The 21,894-nt window shown below is 69.0% G+C and carries 21 protein-coding genes; 11 read left to right on the forward strand and 10 right to left on the reverse strand.

Annotated features, from left to right (window positions below; all coding sequences use genetic code 11):
• Nucleotides 1-105: 105 nt before the first annotated feature.
• A complete protein-coding gene (locus GLO27_RS08145; RefSeq protein WP_167254339.1) occupies nt 106-1,461 on the forward strand; it encodes an NAD(P)/FAD-dependent oxidoreductase in 1,356 nt (451 codons plus the stop codon).
• Here GLO27_RS08145 and GLO27_RS08150 read toward each other — a convergent pair.
• Complete coding sequence (locus tag GLO27_RS08150) at nt 1,430-2,470, reverse strand: TIGR00730 family Rossman fold protein (protein WP_021199400.1); 1,041 nt, start codon at nt 2,468-2,470, stop codon at nt 1,430-1,432. The two genes, GLO27_RS08145 and GLO27_RS08150, sit on opposite strands and share 32 nt — an antisense overlap.
• A 141-nt stretch (nt 2,471-2,611) precedes the next feature.
• On the opposite strand from GLO27_RS08150, the gene GLO27_RS08155 reads away from it, so the two are divergent.
• Nucleotides 2,612-3,115: a pyridoxamine 5'-phosphate oxidase family protein gene (locus GLO27_RS08155; protein ID WP_167254340.1), complete on the forward strand. Its 504-nt coding sequence runs from the start codon at nt 2,612-2,614 to the stop codon at nt 3,113-3,115.
• A gap of 17 nt (nt 3,116-3,132) precedes the next feature.
• On the opposite strand, the gene GLO27_RS08160 is transcribed toward GLO27_RS08155, so the two are convergent.
• The gene (locus tag GLO27_RS08160; RefSeq protein WP_029258181.1) at nt 3,133-4,893 is read right to left on the reverse strand and encodes a proline--tRNA ligase; all 1,761 of its coding nucleotides are present in this window, start codon (nt 4,891-4,893) and stop codon (nt 3,133-3,135) included.
• Nucleotides 4,894-4,935: 42 nt separating this feature from the next.
• On the reverse strand, nt 4,936-5,706 hold the full coding sequence (locus tag GLO27_RS08165) for an isocitrate lyase/phosphoenolpyruvate mutase family protein (RefSeq protein ID WP_021199397.1): 771 nt from the start codon (nt 5,704-5,706) through the stop codon (nt 4,936-4,938).
• Nucleotides 5,707-5,785: 79 nt separating this feature from the next.
• Here GLO27_RS08165 and GLO27_RS08170 point away from each other — a divergent pair, with 79 nt between their 5' ends.
• Both GLO27_RS08170 and GLO27_RS08175 read left to right on the forward strand, forming a co-directional pair.
• Nucleotides 5,786-7,201 (forward strand): RNB domain-containing ribonuclease, encoded by a 1,416-nt coding sequence (locus GLO27_RS08170; protein ID WP_167254341.1) that lies wholly within the window; start codon nt 5,786-5,788, stop codon nt 7,199-7,201.
• A gap of 21 nt (nt 7,202-7,222) precedes the next feature.
• A complete protein-coding gene (locus GLO27_RS08175; protein WP_167254342.1) occupies nt 7,223-7,453 on the forward strand; it encodes a hypothetical protein in 231 nt (76 codons plus the stop codon).
• Nucleotides 7,454-7,455: 2 nt separating this feature from the next.
• On the opposite strand, the gene GLO27_RS08180 is transcribed toward GLO27_RS08175, so the two are convergent.
• The 3 genes from GLO27_RS08180 to ispG form a co-directional block, all read right to left on the reverse strand.
• Nucleotides 7,456-8,322 (reverse strand): hypothetical protein, encoded by an 867-nt coding sequence (locus tag GLO27_RS08180; protein ID WP_167254344.1) that lies wholly within the window; start codon nt 8,320-8,322, stop codon nt 7,456-7,458.
• A gap of 86 nt (nt 8,323-8,408) precedes the next feature.
• Nucleotides 8,409-8,741 (reverse strand): nuclear transport factor 2 family protein, encoded by a 333-nt coding sequence (locus GLO27_RS08185; protein WP_136023690.1) that lies wholly within the window; start codon nt 8,739-8,741, stop codon nt 8,409-8,411.
• Between the two features lie 17 nt (nt 8,742-8,758).
• The gene (gene ispG / locus GLO27_RS08190; protein ID WP_021199392.1) at nt 8,759-9,889 is read right to left on the reverse strand and encodes a flavodoxin-dependent (E)-4-hydroxy-3-methylbut-2-enyl-diphosphate synthase; all 1,131 of its coding nucleotides are present in this window, start codon (nt 9,887-9,889) and stop codon (nt 8,759-8,761) included.
• An 81-nt stretch (nt 9,890-9,970) separates the two neighbouring features.
• Here ispG and GLO27_RS08195 point away from each other — a divergent pair, with 81 nt between their 5' ends.
• Both GLO27_RS08195 and GLO27_RS08200 read left to right on the forward strand, forming a co-directional pair.
• Nucleotides 9,971-10,597: a pyroglutamyl-peptidase I gene (locus GLO27_RS08195; RefSeq protein ID WP_167254346.1), complete on the forward strand. Its 627-nt coding sequence runs from the start codon at nt 9,971-9,973 to the stop codon at nt 10,595-10,597.
• A 171-nt stretch (nt 10,598-10,768) separates the two neighbouring features.
• Complete coding sequence (locus tag GLO27_RS08200) at nt 10,769-12,652, forward strand: chorismate-binding protein (RefSeq protein WP_021199390.1); 1,884 nt, start codon at nt 10,769-10,771, stop codon at nt 12,650-12,652.
• 54 nt (nt 12,653-12,706) lie between these two features.
• Here GLO27_RS08200 and GLO27_RS08205 read toward each other — a convergent pair whose 3' ends face one another.
• Entirely contained in the window at nt 12,707-14,020 is a 1,314-nt protein-coding gene (locus tag GLO27_RS08205; RefSeq protein WP_021199389.1) for a M50 family metallopeptidase, read from the reverse strand.
• A gap of 63 nt (nt 14,021-14,083) precedes the next feature.
• Between GLO27_RS08205 and GLO27_RS08210 the strand changes: the two genes are divergently transcribed.
• The 3 genes from GLO27_RS08210 (at nt 14,084) to GLO27_RS08220 (ending at nt 17,206) form a co-directional block, all read left to right on the forward strand.
• Nucleotides 14,084-14,668 (forward strand): hypothetical protein, encoded by a 585-nt coding sequence (locus tag GLO27_RS08210; RefSeq protein ID WP_167254348.1) that lies wholly within the window; start codon nt 14,084-14,086, stop codon nt 14,666-14,668.
• A gap of 102 nt (nt 14,669-14,770) precedes the next feature.
• A complete protein-coding gene (locus tag GLO27_RS08215) occupies nt 14,771-15,490 on the forward strand; it encodes a YcnI family protein (RefSeq protein ID WP_167254350.1) in 720 nt (239 codons plus the stop codon).
• A gap of 93 nt (nt 15,491-15,583) precedes the next feature.
• On the forward strand, nt 15,584-17,206 hold the full coding sequence (locus GLO27_RS08220) for a UDP-N-acetylmuramoyl-L-alanyl-D-glutamate--2,6-diaminopimelate ligase (protein ID WP_208323571.1): 1,623 nt from the start codon (nt 15,584-15,586) through the stop codon (nt 17,204-17,206).
• A gap of 36 nt (nt 17,207-17,242) precedes the next feature.
• Here GLO27_RS08220 and dxr read toward each other — a convergent pair whose 3' ends face one another.
• A complete protein-coding gene (dxr, locus tag GLO27_RS08225) occupies nt 17,243-18,325 on the reverse strand; it encodes a 1-deoxy-D-xylulose-5-phosphate reductoisomerase (RefSeq protein ID WP_167254352.1) in 1,083 nt (360 codons plus the stop codon).
• 36 nt (nt 18,326-18,361) lie between these two features.
• Entirely contained in the window at nt 18,362-19,324 is a 963-nt protein-coding gene (locus tag GLO27_RS08230; RefSeq protein WP_167254354.1) for an FKBP-type peptidyl-prolyl cis-trans isomerase, read from the reverse strand.
• Between the two features lie 123 nt (nt 19,325-19,447).
• Here GLO27_RS08230 and GLO27_RS08235 point away from each other — a divergent pair, with 123 nt between their 5' ends.
• Complete coding sequence (locus GLO27_RS08235) at nt 19,448-20,245, forward strand: lysophospholipid acyltransferase family protein (protein WP_167254356.1); 798 nt, start codon at nt 19,448-19,450, stop codon at nt 20,243-20,245.
• Between the two features lie 16 nt (nt 20,246-20,261).
• Here the strand turns inward: GLO27_RS08235 and GLO27_RS08240 are convergent, their stop codons facing one another.
• On the reverse strand, nt 20,262-20,756 hold the full coding sequence (locus GLO27_RS08240; RefSeq protein WP_021199382.1) for an OsmC family protein: 495 nt from the start codon (nt 20,754-20,756) through the stop codon (nt 20,262-20,264).
• Between the two features lie 67 nt (nt 20,757-20,823).
• Here GLO27_RS08240 and GLO27_RS08245 point away from each other — a divergent pair, with 67 nt between their 5' ends.
• Nucleotides 20,824-21,819, forward strand: coding sequence for an asparaginase (locus GLO27_RS08245; RefSeq protein ID WP_031207106.1), 996 nt, complete (start codon nt 20,824-20,826; stop codon nt 21,817-21,819).
• The last annotated feature ends 75 nt before the right edge of the window (nt 21,820-21,894 follow it).

Consider the following 21,894-nt stretch of genomic DNA (forward strand, 5'->3'; position numbering starts at 1 on the left):
CGCGCCTGTTCGCACGCGCGACATCCGTACCACGATACCCTGTGCCCACCGGCCCTCGCACGGCGGCGGCGGTGTCGGGATCCGGAGCCGCTCGAGGAGGAGCACGTGAGCACATTCGACACGATCGTGATCGGCGCGGGGATGTCGGGGCTCACGAGCGCCCGCATGCTCGCCGACGCGGGCCGGAGTGTCGTCGTCCTCGAAGGACGTGACCGCATCGGGGGCCGGATGCACACCGACCGAAGTGCCGGATTCTCCGTCGATCTCGGTGCATCGTGGATCCACGGCATCGAGGACTCGCCGCTGTGGAGCCTCGTCCACGCGCTCAGGATCCCGGCGATCGAGTACACGGTGGGCAGCTTCCAGGTGGGTGGTCGACCGATCGAGAACTTCGATGGCACGGGTCGTGCCATGGACGAGGCAGCCACCTCGCGATGGGTCGCCGACGTCGAACTCGCGGACCGTCTTCTCGTCGAGGAGATCGCCGCGTCCTCCTCCGGCGACACCTATCTCGATGTCACCGAACGCGCTCTCGACCGGTCGGGGCTGTCGCCCGAGCGCATCGACGACGTCCGCGAGTTCTTCCGCCATCGGGTCGAGGAGCAGTGCGGCGCGTGGATCGGCGACCTCGACGCGCACGGTCTCGACGAGGATGCGATCGACGGAGACGAGGTGATCTTCCCTCGCGGGTACGACGAGCTGCCGCGGCGCATCGGGGCCGGCCTCGACGTGCGGCTGAAGACCGTCGTGACCCGGGTGAGCCGCTCGGCGGACGGAGTCGTCGTGCACGCGGGCGGCACCGAGTACCGCGCAGACCGAGCGATCGTCACCGTGCCGCTCGGCGTGCTCAAAGCCGGGACGATCACCTTCGAACCGGCTTTGCCGGATGCGGTCGCCGGTCCCGTCTCACGGCTGGGGATGGGCGTCTTCAACAAGGTGTTCGTCCAATTCCCCGAGCGGTTCTGGAACGAGGAGAGCTATGTGATCCGCGCGCTCGGCGAGGCGGGCGAGCACTGGCATTCCTGGTACGACGTCTCCGCCGTCAGCGGCATCCCCACCCTGCTGACCTTTGCCGCCGGGCCGTTCGGCCGCCGGATGCAGAACCGTCCGGACGACGAGATCGTCGCCGACGCGGTCAGCGCGCTGCGTCTCCTCTACGGGGACGCCGTCGGCGAGCCACTCGCTCACTGGGTCACCCGCTGGGGTGAGGACGAGTTCTCGAACGGCTCCTACTCGCACCTCGCGCTGGGCTCGACGCATCACGATCATGACGCGCTGGCGGGACCCGTCGACGGCGTTCTGCATTTCGCCGGCGAGGCCACCTGGGGTGACGAGCCGGCGACGGTCGGCGCGGCGTTCTACTCCGGGCACAGGGCCGCGGAGCGCATCCTCGATCGGCCGGTCGACCTCGCGGACTTCGCCGCCCGTATCACCGCGCGGGAGCAGACGGAAGTGCGTTGATCGCACCGATCAGCCGGAACAGGTTGCCCACCTGGCGCTGATCCAGGTGCAGGATCAGACGCGGCAGGTCGAGGTTGTCGTCGTCGGCCACCTCCGGCGGCCGCGGCGTCGTCCGCTCGATCCGTCCCGACGAGAGCATCGAGGCGAACTGCTCGTTGAGCGTCTCGATCTCGGCATCCGTCGGCTCGGCCCGCAGACGCAGCACCAGCGCGTCGCCGACCCATCGCAGCGAGTCGTAGTTGTGCCAGAACCCGGTGATCTCCGCCCGGGCCGCGTCGACCGAATCGGTGATGACGACGCGGTCGAAGTCGCCCTCCGAGATGACGCCGGTCGGGGCGAGGTGGTCGTCGATGAAGCTCCGCAGCCCCTGCCAGAAGGTGCCGCCCGGCTCGTCGAGGAGCACGATGGGCGTCGGCTCCGCCTTCCCCGTCTGCTGCAGCGTGAGCAGCTCGAACATCTCGTCGAGCGTGCCGAAGCCGCCAGGGAGGCAGATGAATCCGAGCGATTCCTTGATGAGCATGAGCTTGCGGGTGAAGAAGTACTTCATCGCGACCACGTGGTCCTGGCCCGCGACGAAGCCGTTGGGCTTCTCCTCGAAGGGCAGGCGGATGGAGACCCCCAGGGAGAGCGCGGGGCCCGCGCCCTCGGAAGCCGCCTGCATGATGCCGGGGCCGGCTCCCGTGACGACCATCCAGCCGTCGCCGGCCAGTGCGGCGGCGACGTCGCGGGCGGTGAGGTAGAGCGGATCGTCCTGCCGGGTTCGGGCCGACCCGAACACCGTCACCTTGGGGACTCCCCGGAACGGCGCGAACAGGCGGAACGCGTCACGCATCTCGGCCAACGCCGCCGAGGCGATCTTCAGGTCGAGCCGATCGGCGCCGTCTTCGCCGAGCAGGATCGCGGTGCGCAGCATCCGCATCACAAGCCTGCGGTCGGTATGCACTCCCGCATCGTCGAGGACGGCGTTGATCTCGGAGCTGAGGGCTTCGGGGAGGGGTGCGTCGATCATGTCACCAGGGTGTCATGCGGCAGTGCGACGACGGGCCGCAACGCCGGGGTGTCGCCGCGAGACGCCGTCGCCTCCCTGTCACGACACCGCCACGGTGTCAATGCCCGTGACCACGACGCCCGCAGGCGGCACGCTGACGTCATGACCGAGATCACAGGACCCGAAGCCCTCGCCCGCGTCGTCGAGCTCGTGGAGGACATCGACATCACGATGCTCACCACCACCGACGACGACGGCAACCTCGTGAGTCGGCCTATGTCGACCCGGCAGATGGACGACGACGGCGACATCTGGTTCTTCACGGCCGAAGACACCGAGAAGGTCGATGAGGCGCGCAAGCACCGCGATGTCGGCCTCGCCTACTGCGATGCGAAGGGGATGCGCTACGTGTCCGTCGCGGGAACGGCAGAGGTCGTGCACGACCGCGCGAAGATGGAAGAGCTCTACTCGGCGTCGCTGGAGATCTGGTTCGCCGACGGCCTCGACACCCCGGGCATCGCTCTCCTCAAGGTGACTCCGAAGGTCACGGAGTTCTGGGAGCCGTCGAAGGGAAAACTCGCCCTCGCTGCCGGAGCGCTCAAGTCCCTCGTCACCCGCGATACGCCGGACGACGACATCATGAACCACGGCCGCATCGTCTGCTGACGACGCGGCCGTGGATCTCAGCGTGCGACGGTGAGGCGCTCGACGACCTCGTCGACGGAGATCGCGTCACGGTCCCCCGTGGCGCGATCCCACAGCTCGACCTGGCCGTCGGTGGCCCCGCGGCCGACGATGACGATCTTCGGCACTCCGACGAGCTCGGCATCGCCGAACTTCACACCGGGCGACACTTTGGGGCGGTCGTCGTACAGCACATCGAGGCCGGCGGCCTCGAGCTGCGCGGAGATACCTTCCGCCACCTCGAATGCGACCTGATCACGACCTGCCGCGACGACCTGCACGTCGAACGGTGCGACCGACGCCGGCCAGATGAGGCCCTTGTCGTCATTGTTGAGCTCGGCGATGATCGCGAGGATACGGGTCACGCCGATGCCGTACGAGCCCATCGTGACGGTGACGAGCTTGCCGTTCTCGTTCAGCACCTTCAGCCCCAGAGCCTCGGCGTACTTCCGGCCCAGCTGGAAGACGTGTCCGATCTCCATGCCGCGCGCGAGCTCCACCGGGCCCGAGCCGTCGGGAGCCGGGTCCCCGGCGCGCACGTTCGCGATCTCGACGATGCCGTCCGCGGCGAAGTCTCGCCCGGCCACGACGGAGTGCGCGTGCTTCTCGTCGATGTTCGCGCCGGTGATCCAGCTGGTGCCCTCGCTGACGCGCGGGTCGACAAGATACCGGATGCCCGTGGCCGACTCCTCGCCGAGCACCGCACCGGTGGGTGACCAGGGGCCGATGTAGCCCTTCACGAGCAGCGGGTTGTTCTCGAAGTCGTCCGCTGTGGCGGTCTCGACCTCGGCAGGCGCGAAGGCGACCTCGGCGCGCTTCTCGTCGACCTCACGGTCGCCGGGGATGCCGACGATCACGAGTTCGCGGGTGCCGTCGAGGTGGGTCAGCGCGAGCACGACATTCTTGAGCGTGTCGCCTGCGGTGTACTCGCCCTCGAGCTCTCGGTTGACATGCGCGACCAGCGTCTCGATGGTCGGTGTGTCGGGAGAGTCGAAGATCACCGGGGACTCGTCGGCGTCGTACGCGATCGCCTCGGGCACCGCGGTGGTGAACGCCTCGACGTTCGCTGCATAGCCGCCGGCGCTGCGGACGAAGGTGTCTTCGCCGACCGGAGTCGGGTGCAGGAACTCCTCGCTGCGGGATCCGCCCATCGCCCCCGCATCGGCCTGGACGATGACGTACTCGAGACCGAGACGCTGGAAGATGCGCTCGTACGCGTCGCGCTGCGCCTGGTAGCTGGCGTCCAGCCCCTCATCGGAAGAGTCGAACGAGTACGCGTCCTTCATCGTGAACTCGCGTCCACGGAGCAGGCCCGCCCGCGGGCGCGCCTCGTCGCGGTACTTGTCCTGGATCTGGTAGATCGTGAGCGGCAAATCCTTGTACGAGGAGTACAGGTCCTTCACGAGCAGAGTGAAGGCCTCTTCGTGGGTGGGCGCGAGCAGATAGTCGCCGCCCTTGCGATCCTGCAGACGGAAGAGCAGGTCGCCGTACTCGTCCCAGCGGCCGGTGGCCTCATAGGACTCACGGGGCATGAGCGCCGGGAAGTGCACCTCCTGTGCGCCTGCGGCGGCCATCTCCTCGCGGACGACGGTCTCGATCTTCGACTTGACGCGGAGACCCAGTGGCAGCCACGCGAAGATGCCGGCGGCCTGCGGGCGGATGTACCCGGCCCGGATCAGCAGCCGGTGGCTGGCGACCTCTGCGCCTGCAGGGTCTTCACGGAGCGTGCGGAGGAAGAAGTTCGAAAGACGAGTGACCACGGAGCAAGTCTAGTGAGCCGTGGTCACTCGTCTTCGACGACGTCAGTTGAGCGCCGGAAGGTTCGCGGGTACGACGCCGCCGGCGTACAGGTCGGCCGCCAGCTCCTGCAGCGCCGTCAGCGCGACCCGCTGCGGGAGCGGACCGTAGGAGATGCGCGCGACACCGAGCTTCTCGTACTCCGAGGCCGCGAGGGCACCCGGAATCCCGATGACGCTGATCTTGCGCTCGCCGATGCCCTCGACGAGCTGACGCGTGACGTTCATGTCGAGGATGCCGGGCACGAACACCGCGGTCGCTCCGGCGTCGAGGTAAGCCCGCCCACGCTGGATGGCATCGGCGATGCTCTCCTGCACGGGCCGACCGCCGGCGCGGACGAAGGCGTCCGTGCGCGCATTGAGGGCGAACGGGACGCCCTCGGCCTCCGCCGCCTTCACGATCGCCTCGACGGAGGCGACGGACTCGTCGAGCGGCTTGAGTCGGTCCTCGACGTTCGCGCCGACGACGCCTGCCCCGATGGCGAGGCGGGTGGTCTCCCCCGCGTCGCCGTATCCGTCGTCGAGATCGGCGGTCACGGGCACATGGACGGCGGCCGCGATGCGACCCACCATGTCGATCATGATCTCGCGCGGCGTGGCGCCGTCGTCATAGCCGAACGACGCCGCGATGCCGTGTCCGGCGGTGGCGATCGCCTGGGTCTCGGGGAGGGCGGCGACCGCCCGCGCGGAGACGACGTCCCACACATTCACGACGCGAAGGATCTCCGGTGCGTCATAGAGTCCGACAAGGGTCTGGGCCTTGGCTGCAGTGGTCATGACTCCACGCTAACGCGGGATGACGTCCACGGGGCCGGTTCATTCCGCTCCGCCTGATCGCCACGCCTAGGGTGGAGCCATGCCCCAGCGCCGATCACACGTCGCCCCGTCCGCTGCGCAGACCGAGCTGGCCTCGGCACTCGCCGGGCTGCGGGAATCTGTCGATGCTCCCCTCGACTTCCCCGACGAGGTCATCGCCGAGGCCGAGGCATCCACCGCCCCCGTGCCACAGATCGACCTTCGCGACGTCCCCTTCGCAACGCTGGACCCTGAAGGGTCTCGCGACCTCGATCAGGCCTTCCACCTCGAGCGCGCGGGGACCGGATACACCGTTCGCTACGCGATCGCCGACGTCCCGGGGTTCGTCGCACCGGGCGGAGCGGTGGATGCCGAGGCACGGCGTCGCGGACAGACACTGTATGCCGCGGATGGTTCGATCCCGCTGCATCCACGCGTGCTGAGCGAGGATCGAGCCTCGCTGCTCGCCGACGTCGACCGACCGGCGCTGGTGTGGACCTTCGCCCTCGACTCCAGCGGTGTCGTCTCCGACTTCCGCCTGGAACGCGCGCTGATCCGTTCGCGCGCACAGCTCGACTACACGACGACGCAGCTGGCGATCGACCGCGGCGAGGACGGCCCGGCGGCACTGCTCCCGGAGATCGGAGCCTTGCGCATGGAGCAGGAGCGCCTGAGAGGAGGAGCGAGCCTGAATCTGCCCGACGAAGAGGTCGTGCGTGCAGAAGACGGCACCTATGCGATCGAACGACGCCGCCCACTTCCCGTGGAGGAGTGGAACGCCCAGCTCTCGCTCATGACCGGGATGGCCGCAGCTTCCCTCATGCTCGACGCCGGAGTCGGCATCCTCCGGACGATGCCGGAGCCGGATGCGGCCGCTTTCGAGACCTTCCGGCATCAGACCGAGGCCCTCGGGCGCCCGTGGACGGCCGGTGCATACGGCGACTACCTTCGCGGGCTCGACCGCGCCGACCCGATGACGCTCCCCGTGCTGGAGGCCGCGTCGTCGCTGTTCCGCGGAGCCGGGTACCTGGTGTTCGACGGCGAAGCGCCGGGCGCCGCCGTGCAGGCCGCCATCGCCGCGCCCTATGCCCACGCGACCGCTCCGCTGCGCCGACTCGTCGACCGGTGGGCACTGGCGATCTGCCTCGCCGCCGCGAACGGCGAGCCCGCCCCCGAATGGGCGCGCGCATCGCTCGGCGAGCTCCCCGCCCTCATGCAGGAATCCGGCCAGCGTGCATCGCGCCTCAACGCGGCGACGATCAACAGTGTCGAGGCCGCGCTGCTCACGCCCCTGGTCGGCACGACGATCGAGGCGACCGTGATCGAGCTGCGCGGTGAACGCGCAGCCGTGCAGATCGCCGACCCCGCCGTGACAGCGACCGCACCGCTGCCGCCGGGTGCGGAGCCGGGTGATGTCGTGCGACTCCGCATTGTGCGTGCGGACATCGCGAAGGGCGAGGTCGAGTTCGCGATCTGACCTTCTGCTCATAGGCGACGCGTGGTCGCCGATGAGCTCTTCGAGCGGATCGCGGAGCTGATGCTGCTAGGCGACCGCCGCTGGATCGCCACCGGGAAGTGGCTCCCCCGTCGATTGCGCGCTCTGAGCGAGGAGCGCACCGAGCGGCTGAGTGCGCCGCTGCTCGCCGGAGACTTCGCAGCCTTCGCGGACCGCGTCGAGGAGGAGCTCGATCGAGCGGGCGGACGGCTGCAGGCCGGGTTCGTGCGCTGAGGTCAGGGGGCGGGGACAGCCGTGGTCGTCATGACGAGGAGCTGGGGATCGCTGAGATCGAGCGACACCGTGATCGATCCGAACGCGGCGAGGGAGTCGGCATGGGTTCCCCCGCAGAGGATCACGGCTTCGCCCTCTGGGAGGGAGCAGTGCCAGCGACGCCGGTCGACGATCGTCGGCCCCTCGGCCTCGATGCTGCTGGAAGCGCCCGAGGCGATCCAAGCGGCCAGTCGGTCGTTCACCTGCGCCTCGCGGTCGGCGAGGGTCGCAGCGAACGTCTCGGTGTCGAAGCCTGCCCTGCGCAGACTCTTGCCGAGCCGGTATTCGTCGACGGCCCCGTCCTCGTGGATACGACTGGACTGGTTGGCGCGACCCTCGAAGTCGGGGTTCCCGAGAGCGTCCTCCCCCGGGTCCTTCCGCCAGAGATCGACGAGGGCCAGATCAAGCGCCAGTGAAGCGACATGACATGCCGTGTGGCCGCGGCTGAGTCCCGCGCGACGGGCACCGTCGACCGCGAGCGCCACCGGTGCTCCCTCAACGAATGATGCCGGCACGACACCCTCGATGCGATGCCCGACCAGCCACGTCCAGCCCTCCGCACCGCGCTTGACCGGGATCTCGCGGCCCACGGCGAACTCGCCCTCGTCAGAGATCGCGGCCATGAGAGCCTCGGTCACCGTGACCGTGACGCCGGCGGCCGTGATGGTTCCGCTGTCGCCCGGCTGATCCGGCCAGGTGTGGTCGACCGGATGGAAGGGCGTCGCGTCGACGACGACGACCGCTCCGTCGGCGAAGCTCTCCACACGTGTGACGATGCCGTCTCCGGCGATGGTCCCGTCCGAGAAGGTCACAGTGGTGGGCGTCGACATGGTTCTCCTCGGATTCGTCGGTGATCTCGACGGTGTTCGCGGCCGTCGGGCCGTCGTGAGAGCGGGGCGGACCCCGGTACGAAATGTCAGTGGGACGGCGGGATGGTGAAGCTGGCGAGCTTGTCGCCCTCGACGACGAAGATGCCGTCGGATTCTCCGTTGAAGACCCGGCTCGCCCATCCGAAGCGGATGCGGGTCGTGTCGCCGTCGGTCTCGGCGGAGAGCACGGTCATCCGCGCTCCGGCGCCGATCGCGTCGCTGCCTGCCCATTCGCGCACCCCATCAGGGCCGGCCTTGACCGTGCCCCAATCGCTGACATGCCCATCCGGGGTGAAGGCATCGACGAACGCATCGGTATCGGCCGCGTTGATCGCATCGACCATCACCTGGACAGGCGTGGGCAGGGTGACATCCGACATCTCGCGCTCCTCCGAGCTCAGGCCGTGACGACCTGGGCCGTGCCGAGCGGGGCCTCAGGTCCCATCTCAGCGGCGATCCGGTTGGCCTCTTCGATCAGGGTGGCGACGATGTCGGCCTCCGGCACGGTCTTGATGACCTCGCCCTTCACGAAGATCTGCCCCTTGCCGTTACCCGAAGCCACGCCGAGGTCGGCCTCGCGCGCTTCGCCCGGTCCGTTGACGACGCAGCCCATCACGGCGACGCGCAGCGGAACGGTCATGTCCTTGAGCCCCTCCGTCACGTTCTCGGCCAGGGTGTAGACGTCGACCTGAGCGCGTCCGCATGAGGGGCAGGAGACGATCTCGAGCTTGCGCTCGCGCAGGTTGAGGGACTGAAGGATCTGGTGTCCGACCTTGACCTCTTCGGCCGGCGGCGCCGAGAGCGACACGCGGATCGTGTCGCCGATGCCCTCGCCGAGGAGGATTCCGAACGCGGTGGCGCTCTTGATCGTTCCCTGGAACGCCGGCCCCGCCTCGGTCACACCGAGGTGAAGGGGCCAGTCGCCCCGCTCGGCCAGCTGCCGATACGCCTTGACCATGACGATGGGGTCGTTGTGCTTGACGGAGATCTTGAAGTCGTGGAAGTCGTGCTCCTCGAACAGCGACGCCTCCCACACGGCGCTCTCGACCAGCGCCTCAGCCGTCGCCTTGCCGTACTTGCTGAGGATGCGGCGATCCAGAGATCCGGCGTTCACGCCGATGCGCAGAGAGACTCCCGCCGCCTTCGCGGCCTCGGCGATCTTGCCCACGTTGCCGTCGAACTCGCGGATGTTGCCGGGATTCACCCGCACCGCCCCGCATCCGGCATCGATAGCCGTGTAGATGTAGCGCGGCTGGAAGTGGATGTCGGCGATCACGGGGATCTGGCTCTTCATCGCGATGATCTTCAACGCATCGGCATCGTCCTGATGCGGCACCGCGACGCGGACGATCTCGCAGCCCGAAGCCGTGAGCTCGGCGATCTGCTGCAGCGTCCCGTTGATGTCGGTCGTCTTGGTGGTCGTCATCGACTGCACGCTGACCGGAGCGTCGCCGCCCACGAGCACCTTGCCCACCTTGATCTGCCGGGACTTGCGGCGCGGGGCGAGGACTTCGGGGATCTTCGGCATTCCGAGGTTCACTGCTGGCACGCCCCAAGCCTACGCCGCCTGGATGCAAGTGGGCTGAACAGACGCACCTACGCTGGAGGCATGGCCGTCGTCCTCCTCACCGGATTCGACCCCTTCGACGGGGCGGACCGCAATCCGTCTGCCGATGCCGTGAACGCGGTCGCGGCCGCATACGACGGTCCGCACGAGCTCGTGGTGGCCACACTTCCGGTCGCATTCGAGGCATCCGCTCACCGGCTCCGGACCCTGATCGGCGCGCACTCCCCCGATGTCGTCATCGCCACCGGGCTCGCCGGCGGGAGCAGCAGGGTCGCGATCGAGCGCATCGGTGTCAACCTGATCGACGCCCGCATCCCCGACAACGACGGCGAGCAGCCCGTCGATGCTCCCAGCGAGGCCGGCGGTCCCGCCGCGCGATTCTCGACGCTTCCCGTGAAGCGCCTGCTCCAGGTTCTGACCGCGGAAGGGCTGCCGGCGCAGCTGTCGCTCTCTGCGGGAACCTACGTGTGCAACCACGTGCTGTACACGGCAGTGGGTGCGGTCCGGCCGGATGCGCGTGCCGGATTCGTGCACCTTCCGTGGTCGACGACCACGGTCCCTGCAGGCGGGCCGCACCTCGCCGACGCGCAACTGGCGCGCGCCCTGCGCCTCATCGTGGATCACGCCCTCGACGCCGAGTCGACGGAGGCCGGCGGCAGCATCTGGTGATGTCATCGCGCCGTGGCCCTCGCTCGCGATGTGGTAGTTTCGGCCCCATGCTCGCGAACTTCACCTGGTGGCCCGCCTTCTAGGCGGTGTGTTCGCGTTCCCACGAATTCAGACCGCCTCCGGGGCGGTCTTTTCGTTGCGCCGAGCCGGAGCACTGCACAGGAGACATCGATGACCCTCTCACGACTCGCCGAGCTCAGCGCCGATCCCACGGCATCCTTCGTGCTCATCGCACGCGACGGCGCCGACACCGTCGAGCTGCTCAGCGGGGACGTCGTCGACGTCGAGCTGCTTGCCGACATCCCCCTCTCGGTCGACGGCACCCCGCGCGAGGTGTTCGCCATGGTGCCCTATCGCCAGGTGCGCGAACGCGGCTTCGTCGCCCAGGACGACGGGGCGCCGCTGCGCTGCGTGATCGTCGACGAGCACCTGCACCTCCCGACAGCCGAGCTTCTGCCCGCGCTCCCGAGCACGCCCGTCCCCCTCCACGACGACGGCTTCGACATCGCCGACGCGGACTACGCGGCCATCGTCGAGACGGTCATCGCCGACGAGATCGGACGCGGCGAGGGCGCGAACTTCGTCATCCGTCGAGACTTCACCGCGACCATCGACGTCGAGGACCGCACTGCGGCACTCACGTGGTTCCGTGCTCTCCTCACGCACGAGCGCGGCGCCTACTGGACGTTCGCTGTCGTCACTCCTGGGCACATCGCCGTGGGGGCCAGCCCTGAGGCGCATGTGGTCGCCCGCGAGGGCGTCGTCACGATGAACCCGATCTCCGGGACCTTCCGTCATCCGGCGGGAGGGGCGACGAAGGAGACGCTGGTCGACTTCCTCGCCTCGACCAAGGAGACCGAGGAGCTCTTCATGGTCGTCGACGAGGAACTCAAGATGATGAGCGCCGTCTGCTCCGACGGCGGCCGCATCACCGGCCCGCACCTCAAGGAGATGTCGCGACTCACGCACACCGAGTACATGCTCCGTGGGCGCAGCGCCCTCGATCCCCGCGACATCCTGCGCGAGACGATGTTCGCTCCGACGGTGACAGGTTCGCCCATGCAGAACGCCTGCGCGGTGATCCGCCGTCACGAGCAGAAGCCCCGCGGCTATTACTCCGGTGTCGCCGCGCTGTTCACCCCGAATGCGGACGGCGGGCACGACCTGGATGCGCCTATCCTCATCCGGACCGTCTACCTCCAGGACGGCACCCTCAGCGTTCCGGTCGGCGCGACGCTGGTTCGACACTCCGATCCGATGGGCGAGGTCTCCGAGACCCACGGGAAGGCCGCCGGCGTCCTGGGCGCCATCGGCGCGATCGACCGGGACCGGGTGGCAGAGGCACGTAGCGACGCCGACGCGCCCGGCGACGCGCGCGCCCTCGCCGACGACCCGACCGTCGCCGAGCTGCTGTCATCGCGCAACGCCCGACTGGCCGAGTTCTGGCTCAACCCGCAGGGCGAGGACTTCACCGGTCCGTTCGCCGGCCGCTCCGCTCTCGTCGTGGACGCGGAGGACCGGTTCACGACGATGCTGGCCCACCAGCTGCGTCATCTCGGGCTCGCCGTCACGATCGCTCCCTGGGCCGACGTGCGGGACGCGGACTTGGACGCCGCCGATCTGGTCGTCGCCGGCCCGGGCCCCGGCGACCCTCGGGATACACGGAACGCCCGCATCGCGAGGATGCGCGATGTCGTCGCCCGCCGACTGGACTCCGACGCGCCGCTGCTCGCTGTGTGCCTCAGCCACCAGATCCTCGCCGACAAGCTCGGCATCGCCCTGACTCCGCTCGATGCCCCTCACCAGGGCCTGCAGAAGCCCGTCCCGGTCTTCGGGGAGACCGCATCGATCGGCTTCTACAACACCTTCACCGCGCGGGTCGCACCGGGCACGACGGTCGTCGGCGCCGCCGACGTCTCGGCGGACCCCGACTCGGGAGACGTGTACGCGCTCCGCGGAGACCACTTCGCTTCGGTGCAGGGACACCTGGAGTCGATCCTGTCCCGCGACGGGATCCGCACGCTCGAACGTCTCGTCTCCCACGCGCTGGCCTGAGCAGGAATCCCTGCTCGCGTTCGCCTCCCGCGCGGTCCGGCGAGGCCTGCGAACTCAGCCGAGAAGGTTGACCGGGTTGAAGAGGTCGGCGACCAGGAGCAGCGCTCCCATCCCGATCAGGAGCACAGCGACGACCACCGTCAGCGGCACGAGCTTGGTCGCGTCGACGGGCGCCGGAGGGGGCCGGCGGAAGAGCTTGGCCCACGCGCGCTTGATGCCGTCCCACAGTGCCACGACGATGTGACCGCCGTCGAGCGGGAGCAACGGGATGAGGTTGAACACGAACAGCGCGATGTTCAGCGACCCCAGCAGACCGAGCAGGAACGCGAACCGGTTGAGGATCGGCGCATCGGTAGCGGCCGCCTCTCCTGCGAGGCGTCCGACGCCGACGACGCTCAGCGGTCCGTTCGGGTCGCGTTCTCCGCCGGTGACGAGTGAGACGCCGACGTCCCATAGACGCACGGGGAGCGTGACGATCAAGGATGCGACACGCGCCGTGCTGTCCGCCGCCATCTCGGGGCCGGCGGTGAGGGGCTGCTGCACGTAGCCCATCTGGGCGCCCATGCCGACGTAGCCGACCTCCTTCACGACAGGCTTTCCGGCCTCATCGAGGACGGGCTGGCCGCTGGCATCCGTGATCGAGCGTTCCGCGGCGATCGGCGTGATGCTCAGCGACTGCTCCGCCCCGTCGCGGCTCACGACCATGTCCAGCGTCTCGCCTGGCGCGGCCTGCACGATCGCCGTCGCCTCGGCGAACGTCGACACGGGCTGTCCGTCGATGGACAGGATCACATCGCCCGGCTTGATCCCGGCTTCCGCGGCGGGTGAGGCCGGGTCATCGGGTGTGCACTCGGTCGCCGTCGAACCGGCCGGAACGACGCACTCGGTGACGGACGCGATCGTCGTCGTTCCCTGCTGCAGGCCGATGCCCGACAGCAGCACGGTGAAGATCACGGTCGCGAGGAGAAGGTTCATCACCGGCCCGCCGAGCATGACGACGACGCGCTTCCACACGGGAAGACGATAGAAGACGCGATCCTCGGCACCCTCGGCGATGGTCTCGTCGTTGGCGCTGCGCGCGTCCTGGATCAACGAGCGGAACACGCCGGACGCCGGGCCCGAGTTCTTCGACGCCGGGTACATGCCCGACATCGAGATGAAGCCCCCTAGAGGGAGCAGCTTGAACCCGTACTCGGTCTCGCCGATGCGCCGGGACCACAGCCGCGGCCCGAAGCCGATCATGTACTGGCCGACACGCACGCCGAAGAGCTTCGCGGGGACGAGATGGCCCACCTCATGCAGGCCGATCGAGAGCCCGAGGCCGATCAGCATGAAGAGGATGCCGGCCAGATAGAGCAGGAATTCCACGTGCCAACGTTAGTGCCCACAGCTAGGAATCCGCCCGGCACCCCGCGCGGCTAGGCTGAGACTGTGAATGCCCGGCAGCTGCGACTCGTGCGCGCTGCCGCCGTCTCCTCGGTGGCGACGTTGCTCGCAGCCCTCTCGCACACCCTCGGCGGCGGAGCGGTCCCGCACATGCTGCTGATCCTGGCGGTCGCGACCCTGCTCACCCCTCTGTCGGCGCTCCTGGTGGGCATCCGTGAGTCGCGCGGTCGTGTCGCCATCGCCGTGTTCCTCGGACAGGCCGCTTTCCACGTCGTGTTCCAACTGCTGGGCTCGCCCACCGGTACCGCTCCGATCGCAGGCGGCGGTCACGCCCATCATCTCGATCTGAGCGCCCTCTCTTCCACGGCGCCCACAGCAGCCCCTGGCATGTTGATGCTGTTCGCGCACGTCGTCGCAGCGGTACTCACGACCCTTCTCGTGTGGCACGCAGAAGCGGTCGTTCGGGCCGTCGCCCGCTGGGTGGATGCCCTCTTCCGGCGCGCGTCCGCCGGGGCACCGGTCACGCATCGCCGACCGCCGCGGCTGCGGTCGACCACCATCGCCAGCTTCGCCGTCACCATCTCGGCCGCTGTGCCGAGGCGCGGGCCTCCCGCTCTCCTGCGCGACTGATCCGTCGCACTCGAATCCGCTGCTCCGACACGGGCAGCGTCCCTTTCTCGCGGAGATGCGCCACCGTGGCGCGCCCGCACTTCGAGCACCAGGAGAACTCTCATGTCCCGCAACATCCGTACCCGCACTCCGCGCCCCACCACCCTGCGCTCCACCGCTCGGCGCTCGCTCACTCTGCGACGCGCCGCGCTCGGTATCCTCGGCGGAGCCGCACTCGCCCTGGCCGTTCCCACGATGGCAGGTGCCCATGTGGGCGTCAGCCCCGACGAGATCGCTGCGGGAGACCACGGCGTGCTCACGTTCTCGTTCTCCCACGGCTGCGAGAACTCCCCCACCACCGCGCTGCGCATCACGATGCCCGAGGGGCTCGCATCCGTCTCGCCGACGATGGACTCCGACTGGGACATCCAGGTCGAGCGCGGCGACGACGGTCTCGTCAGCGCCGTGACCTATACGGCGGTCACCCCGGTGCCCACCGACCTTCGCGGCGCGGTGAGCATGGGGGTCGGTCTGGACGAGACCACCCCCGACACTCTGGCGTTCCCCGTGGTCCAACAGTGCGTCGAGGGCTCGACCGAATGGACGCAGATCGCCGAGAACGGCCAGGATCCGCACAGCCTCGACGCGCCGGCTCCGGTCGTCTCCGTCACGGCCGCTGCCGCCGACGGGCACGGCGAGCACACCGAATCCGACACTGCGGCCGCGAGCACGGCTCCGACCACGGTCGCCGATCCCCTGGGTGTGGCGCTCGGGGCGGGTGGGCTTCTCGCCGGTTTCGCCGCCCTGGTCGTCGCGATCCTCGCCTACCGACGCCGAGCCTGACGACGCGAGCTCCCCCTCGTGCTCCGCAACGCGGCGCGCGAGGGGGCGCTCGGCGAAGGGTTCCCACCACGGTCGTGAGATTATGGATGCGCCATGTCGATTGAACAACAACCGAGCCTGCCTCCCGTGCTCCGCCCCGCGAACCCGCCCCGGCGTGAGCTGTCCGAACTCGCTTCCCGTTTCGCCCGCACCGTCCGCGGCGATGTCGACGGAATCGCCCTCTCCGGCATCACCCTCGCGACGGCAGACCTGCGTCCCGGCGAGGCATTCGTCGCGATCCGCGGCGTCAACCGGCATGGCGCGGACTTCGCCGTCACCGCCGCTGAGAAGGGTGCCGTCGCCGTCATCACCGACGACGCTGGCGCGGAGATCGCCGAAGCCGCGGGGCTTCCGATCCTCGTGGTCGACGACCCTCGCGCCGTGCTCGGTGATCTCAGCGCGTGGGTCTACGGCACCGGCGCCGGTGACCCGCTCCCCCTGCTGTTCGCGACGACGGGCACCAACGGCAAGACCAGCGTCTCCCACCTGCTCGAGGGGATCCTCGATCAGATCGGCGTGGTCACCGGCCTCTCCTCCACCGCAGAACGTCACATCGCGGGCGAGGTCATCGTCTCGCGCCTGACCACCCCCGAAGCATCCGAGATGCACGCCCTCCTGGCGCTGATGCGTGAGCGCCAGGTCGAAGCCGTCGCGGTCGAGGTCAGCGCACAGGCGCTGTCACGTCACCGCGTCGACGGCATCTTGTTCGACGTCGCCGGATTCACGAACCTGAGCCACGATCATCTCGACGACTACGCCGACATGGAGGAGTACTTCGAGGCGAAGCTGCCCCTCTTCCGGCCCGACCGCGCCCAGCGCGGGGTCATCTGCCTGGATTCCCCGTCCGGTGCGGTCGTCGTCGACCGGGCCGAGATCCCGGTCGTCACTGTCGGCACTCCGTCGATCGCCGCCGATCCCGACGCCGCGACCGCCGCGGACTGGGTGGTCGTCATCGACGAGGAGCGCGCCGCCGGTACGACCTTCACGATGACCGGCCCCGCCGGGTCCCTCACCACGACGGTTCCGGTGATCGGACCGCACATGGCGGCCAACGCGGCTCTGGCGATCGTGATGCTCCTCGAGGGCGGCTACGCCTGGGATCGCATCGTCGATGCGCTCACCCGCGACGGGGGGATCCGCGCCTACCTGCCCGGTCGCACCCAGCTCGTCTCCGGCGATCGTGGGCCTGCCGTCTTCGTCGACTTCGGACACTCACCCGACGCATTCGAGAAGACCCTCGCCGCCGTCCGGCGTGTGACACCGGGCAAGGTGCTGATGCTCTTCGGCGCCGACGGCGACCGCGACGCGAGCAAGCGATTCGACATGGCGCGCACGGCGGTCGAAGGCAGTGACATCCTCGTCGTCACCGATCACCACCCCCGTTTCGAGGACCCCGCGTCCATCCGGGCGACCCTCATCGAGGGCGCCCGCACGGCACGACCGGATGCCGAGATACACGAGGCCTCACCGCCCGAGAACGCCATCGTCACCGCCGTCGGCCTGGTCGGCGACGGCGACGCCATCCTGTGGGCCGGCCCCGGGCACCAGGACTATCGCGACATCCGCGGCGTCCGCACACCGTATTCCGCACGCGAGCTCGCTCGCCGCGCGCTGCGCGACGCCGGCTGGCCCGTACCCGATCCGCGCTGGCCGGTCCCGTACCCCGACGAGGATTGACCTGCTCGACCAGGGCGACTCCGCCCTGGTCCCCGATCAGACCGCCGCGATCATCCGATCGGCCGTCGAGCGCGCCCATGCCTCGGCCTCGGCGAGCGTCTCGACGGTGAGGGCGTCCGGCGCATCGTGCGCGTCGACGACCCGAGCGATCGTGTCCACGATGCCGAGGAACGAGAGCCGTCCCTCGTGGAACGCGTCGACCGCTTGTTCGTTCGCGGCGTTGTAGACAGCAGGGAAGGTGCCGCCGGCGCGGCCCACCGCCTTCGCGAGTGCGACGGAGGGGAACGCCTCGGCGTCGAGGGGCTCGAACGTCCAGGAAGTGGCGGATGACCAGTCGAGGGGGCGTCCGACGCCACCGACGCGGTGCGGCCAGTCCAGACCCAGGGAGATCGGCAGACGCATGTCGGGCGGGGAGGCCTGTGCGATCGTGGAACCGTCGATGAACTCGACCATCGAGTGCACGATGGACTGCGGGTGCACCACGACCTCGATGTCGTCGTAGGCGACGTCGAACAGCAGGTGCGCTTCGATCACCTCGAGTCCCTTGTTGACAAGGGTCGCGGAGTTGGTCGTGACCATTCGTCCCATGTCCCATGTCGGGTGCGCGAGAGCCTCGGACGGAGTGACCTCGGTCAGCTCCGCGCGGCTGCGACCGCGGAACGGCCCGCCCGAGGCCGTCACCACGAGGCGGCGCACCTCGGCATGAGTACCGGCCAGGAGCGCTTGCGCGAGCGCCGAGTGCTCGGAATCGACCGGGACGATCTGACCGGGAGCGGCGGCGGCGAGGACCAGGTCGCCGCCGACGATGAGGGACTCCTTGTTCGCGAGAGCGAGCGTGCGTCCCGCCTTCAGCGCCGCGAGCGTCGAGCCCAGTCCGATCGAGCCGGTGATGGCGTTGAGCACCACGTCCGCCTCGACGTCACGGACCAGCTGCTCGGCCTCGAGCGCGCCGAGAGCAGTCGACTCGACCTGGAACTGTGCGGCCTGCGCTTCCAACATCTCGGCGTTGGACCCGGCAGCGAGGCCTACCAGCTCGAATCGGCGAGGGTTGGCACGGATCACATCCAGTGCCTGGGTGCCGATGGAACCGGTGGAGCCGAGGACGATGACGCGACGCATACCGTCAGCCTAGGTCACGCTCTCGGCACCCAGCGGCTACTGCTGCGCCTGGACCGGTGTCGTCGCCAGGATGTCCACGACGAACACGAGGCTCTCCTTCTGGAGCTCATGTCCCTCGCTCGCACCGTATCCGTCGGACGGCGGCATCACGACGATGACCTGTGAGCCGACCTTCTGACCTTCGAGGGCCTTCTGGAAGCCCGCGACCACGCCGGTGGTCTGGAACTGCGCGGGCGCGGCGTCGCGGCTCCAGCTGGAGTCGAACTCCTTGCCGTCGGACCACTTGACGCCCAGGTACTGCACGACGACGAGGTCGCCGGAGGCGACCGTCGCACCGTCACCCTGCTTGAGGACGGCGACCTGGGTCTCCGTCGGCGCGTCGCCGTCCGGGATCGTCACGGTCGGAGCGCCCTTGTCGTCGAGCTTCACAGTCGGCATGCCGGGAGTCGGGTCGACCGGCGTTCCCGTCGCCACCTCGGGCAGCTGCTCGACGGCCTCGGCGTAGACGACCACGTTGTTGGCGCCCTCGCCGAGGACCTTTCCGGGAAGAGTCAGCACGATGCGCGAGCCGACCGGCTTGCACTCGAGCGCCGCGACGAAGAGCGAGGACTGGTTGGTGTCGAGGAGAACGGGCAGCACACCACCTTCACCACGAGCCGACGAGTCGAGCACCTGATTGTTGGTCGCGTCGACGATCTGGTACTCGACGGACACCAGGTCATTGACCACGACGTCGTCTCCGTCTCCCTCGGAGATGACGGTCCTCTCGACGCCGGCGAACGGCGCATCGGCCGGGACCGTCACGGTGGTGTCTGCCCCTTCCCCCTCCACGACGACCGCGTCCGAGGTATCCCCGGACTTCGCATCCAACTGGCACGCGCTCGATGCGGAGGGCGACGGGGTGCCGGAGCTCTCCGGGGCTCCACCACCGGCGCAACCCGCCAGCAGCAGGGTCGCCGCGGCGACGGTGGACAGAACGATGAGCGGACGCTTGCGCACAGTGAGACCTCGGGATCGCGGGCAGGAAACTCCATCCTGCCCCATACCCCTTTGCTCGCGCTGGGAGGCGCGGCGCAACTCTTCATTCCCACCCCGGCATGGATCCGGGAGTAATCTGCTCTGATGACCTCTGAGCAGTCCGTCGAGCCCGAATCCTCGTCAGAAGAGGAATCCTCGCCAGAGGAGACTGCGAAGCCTCGCCACGCCGGGTTCGCCTACACGCTCGGCCGCAGCCTCATCACGCCGCTCGCCCGTCTGGTGTACCGCCCCCGGATCGAGGGGCGCGACAACGTGCCGCTGACCGGTCCCGTCATCTTCGCGAGCAACCATCTGTCATTCATCGACTCGATCGCGATCCCGGTCGCGGCCCCTCGTCCCGTCCATTTCCTCGCGAAGTCGACGTACTTCGAAGGCACCGGATTCAAAGGCTGGATGAGCAAGACCTTCTTCGAATCGATCGGCGCGATCCCGGTGCGACGAGGTGCCGGGCAAGCCGCGCTGGACGCGCTCGATCTGCAACGCCAGCTCCTCGATGAGGGTCTCGCCGTCGCCCTGTACCCGGAGGGGACCCGCTCGACCGACGGCCGCCTCTACAAAGGCCGCACAGGCGTCGCGTTCCTCGCTCTGCAGACGGGCGCCCCTGTGGTGCCGGTCGGCCTCATCGGCACGGACAAGGTGATGCCGGTGGGAGCGAAGATCCCCACCCTCAAGGAGCGCATCACCGTGCGTTTCGGCGAGCCGCTCGACCTCTCGCCGCACGGGCCCGCGACCAGTGGACGCGCACGTCGCCTCGCCACCGATCAGATCATGGCGGCGATCCATGGTCTCTCCGGCCAGGAGCTCGCCGGCGCGTACAACGAGGCACCGGCGCAAGGTGCCATCGAGAAGATCAAGCAGGCCCTCCCGCACGAGCGTCGCTGAGGCCTGTGAGCCCCACTCAGGCGAGGGCTGTGACCGTCGCCTGGTGGCGTACGGGGAAGTTCATCGAGTTCGCGATGAAGCACCACTCGTTCGCCTGGGCGTGGGCGCGCTCTGCTGCGTCGATCATCGAGGCCTCGGCGACGACGACCTCGGGCCGCAGCATCACCTCGACGAACGATCCGCCCCCCGCACCGTCCTCGCGCATCGTCCCGCTGGCCTGGTCGCGATAGGACACCACGACGACGCCCGCGGTCACACACGCGTGCAGGTATGACAGCAGGTGGCACTCGGAGAGGGAGGCGAGCAGCAGGTCCTCCGGATTCCATCGTGAGGGATCGCCGCGGAACGGCTTGTCTGCCGAGGCGAGGAGATCGGGCTTCCCCTCGACCTCGATCGTCACGTCTCGCCGGTAGTCCCGGTATCCGGTCGTCCCGGTGCCGGTGTTGCCGGTCCACGTCGAGGTGAGCGCGTAGCGGTGTTCGCCGAGCGTGCGCGTGGTCGTCTCTGCCATCTGCTCAGTCTGTCAGGCTCCTCCGACACGACGCGAGACGCCGCACGCCCCGGGCTAGAGTTGACGGGTGCAGGAGACTCTCACCGTTCAGGATTCCGTGGAACTCGCCGTCGTCGAGCGGAGCGGATTCGTCGAATCCCGCCACGCCGGCGCGGCCGTCGTGCTCTCCCCCGACGGGGACATCGTCGGTCGCCATGGAAATGCCGATGCGCTGATCCTGCCGCGATCCAGCCTCAAGCCTCTCCAGGCGATCGCCTGCATCACCGCAGGTGCCGTCCTCGAAGGCGAGCAGCTCGCGCTCTCCACGGCCAGTCACGTCGGCACCGACCGTCACGCTTCGGTGGTACGCGACATCCTGACCGAGGGCGGGCTGACGGAAGACGACCTCCGCTGCCCGGCCACGTGGCCGAGCGACTCGGCGTCGCGAGACGAGCTCGTCCGCGAGCACGGCGAGCCGACCCGGGTGCGCATGAACTGCTCCGGCAAGCACGCTGCGATGCTCCGCGCATGCGTGGCGACGGGCTGGCCGACCGACGGATACCTCGACCCGACCCATCCACTGCAACAGCACATCCGCGACGTCATCGAGCGCCTCACCGGCGAGAAGATCGCCCATACCGCTATCGACGGGTGCGGTGCGCCGGTCCATGCGATGACGCTGACCGGCCTGGCACGCGCGATCCACCGCATCGGCACCGCCTCCGACCGCTCGCCCTTCGCCCTCCACCGCGTGGCCGGTTCCCTGGTCCGCGCCGTGCGGGAGAACCCCTGGACGATCGAGGGTCCGGGCCGCCCCGACACGATCGCGACCGAGAGGCTCGGCGTGTTCACCAAGTACGGCGCCGAGGGCGTGATGGTGATGGTCGCCCCCAACGGCACGACCGTGGCGCTGAAGATGCTCGACGGCGCCACTCGAGCCTCGACGATCGTTGCCGCGACCCTTCTCGCTCGGGCGGGCGGGCTGAGCGATGCCGACGTGGCATCGCTCGCGGACGCACTTCCGCTCGCCGTGCTCGGCGGAGGGGAGAACGTCGGCTCCATCCGCCCCGGCGCAGGAGTCTGACGCCCGCGGCGGTGTTCCTCGGCGCCGAGCGTCGATTCGCGGCGCCTTCTCCTCACGACAACGTCTCCTCACGAC

The organism is Microbacterium sp. Be9 (assembly GCF_011754135.1).
Lineage (GTDB): Bacteria > Actinomycetota > Actinomycetes > Actinomycetales > Microbacteriaceae > Microbacterium > Microbacterium maritypicum_A.